This window comes from Spirosoma terrae, from assembly GCF_010435915.1.
Lineage (GTDB): Bacteria > Bacteroidota > Bacteroidia > Cytophagales > Spirosomataceae > Spirosoma > Spirosoma terrae.
The window spans coordinates 1-1,822 of record NZ_JAAFZH010000039.1; the positions used below are offsets into that span (position 1 = coordinate 1).

Below are 1,822 nucleotides of genomic sequence, written 5' to 3' on the forward strand. Positions count from 1 at the left end.
CTGTGGATAAAATTGGCAAAAAGGTGGTTTGGACTTATGGCTAGCCCAAAGCAAAAAAAATAAATAGTTTTTTCAGGCGTCACTTTCACCACTTTCGTCACTTTTCTTATTGATTTGCCTAGATCGTTGCTCTTTTCAACGGATAGAGTAAGTTTGCGGAAACTGCTTTAATTAATAATGCCATCCCAAGTGTTCAGCCGCTTACTTCTGATCTATTTCTTTATTTCATACGCCTTCCTAAATAATGCTCAGTCGATTCTTTATGTCACAGAATCAGGAACTGGCGACTTCTCAGGCTCATCCTGGATTAATTCGCTCCCTGGCAATCAGCTTCAAAGCCGCCTAAAAACAATAGAGGCCGGTAAGCAGGTTTGGGTTGCCAGAGGCACCTATAAACCGACAATAACGGCTAATCGAGCTGTTAGCTTCGCTATGCGTAATGGTGTTTCTATATATGGTGGCTTCCAAGGTAATGAATCTTCTATTGAACAAAGACCTCCAATTACTGCTAGCCAACCCAGTAGTAGTACATTGAGTGGTGATATTGGCACAACGGGAGACGTTGAAGACAATTCATATCATGTTATTAATAACAGAGGGATAGATAGCACGGCCGTTTTGGATGGGTTTGTTATAACTTTAGGAAATGAAAGCGGCTCTTCTGCATTTCCTTATGCCGGAGGAGGTATGTTGAATGATGGAAGCGGTCCTGGCAATTATTGTAGCCCTGTTATTAAGAACTGTTTTTTCACAAAGAATAGAGCAGAAGGGGGAGGAGCTGTATACAATGGCGGATCAAGTTCTGGATATAGCGCTCCTCACTTCCTTAACTGTATTTTCGACCAGAATACTGCATTTAACAGTAATGGAGGAGCCATCAAAAATACATATAGCTCACCTTCCTTTGTTAACTGTCTTTTCCATCGCAATCGGTCTGAATATTTTAGTGGCGGAGCGATCGCCTTTGGTATCTGTTACGTAGGCAATAGCAAGCCTTCAATAGTTAACTGCATTTTTAGCCAAAATTCGGCAGTTTTCTATGGTGGTGCGGTCTATTTTGGTTCGCTATATGAAGGAGTCGCCACCCCTATTATTCTAAATTGTACATTCACCAAAAACTATATTACTCAACTGGCCTCTGCGGTATACTTTGATGATTATCAAGGAAGAATAAAAGCGAAAATGGTCAATTGCATTGCCTGGGGCAATACAGGGCGAAACCCAAATATAGTGGCTTTGAGCAGCTATTTATCCAAGCAAGACGTCACTTATTCGAATATTCAAAACTTCAGTCTAGGTGTATACCCCGGCACAGGTAATATCATGACAGATCCCATATTTGTTGATCCTGCGAATAACGACTTTAGGCTTCAACCTACAAGCCCATGTATAAACACAGGTGATCCATTAAGCTCGACTGCTACAACTAGCCAAGTTGATTTTACCGGAGAAAATCGGGTACAAGAAGATCGTATTGACATGGGAGCCTATGAGTACCAGTATCCTATTTGTTCATCAGGCTTATACACTCTTAAGGACGGACAATGGAATGACACCGCCGTCTGGTCTTGCGGAAAAGTGCCAACAACCACGGATCGGGTATTGATAAAGCATATTGTCACTATACCCCAGAATTATGTAGGAGAAGCCAAAAGGGTAACTTTTGAAGCTGGCTCACAACTGCTTTATACACCGGATGCTAGATTGCAGTTAAGTCAATAAAACAACATTATTACCCTCCAATCCCTTTAGCTGCAATTCAAATAGCTATTAGGATAATGCTTGGCTTTTACTTCAATCAAGCATTATGAGATGGTCCAGG

The 1,822-nt window shown here is 41.4% G+C and carries 1 protein-coding gene; it reads left to right on the forward strand.

All coding sequences use genetic code 11. The annotated features are described in order from the left end of the window. The first annotated feature begins 177 nt into the window (after positions 1-177). Entirely contained in the window at positions 178-1,722 is a 1,545-nt protein-coding gene (locus tag GK108_RS30930) for a choice-of-anchor Q domain-containing protein (protein ID WP_163955471.1), read from the forward strand. The last annotated feature ends 100 nt before the right edge of the window (positions 1,723-1,822 follow it).

What these genes read in the sequence shown, in the direction of transcription:
- GK108_RS30930 (WP_163955471.1), top strand. Translation starts at nt 178, where the DNA reads ATGCCATCCCAAGTGTTCAGCCGCTTACTTCTGATCTATTTCTTTATT.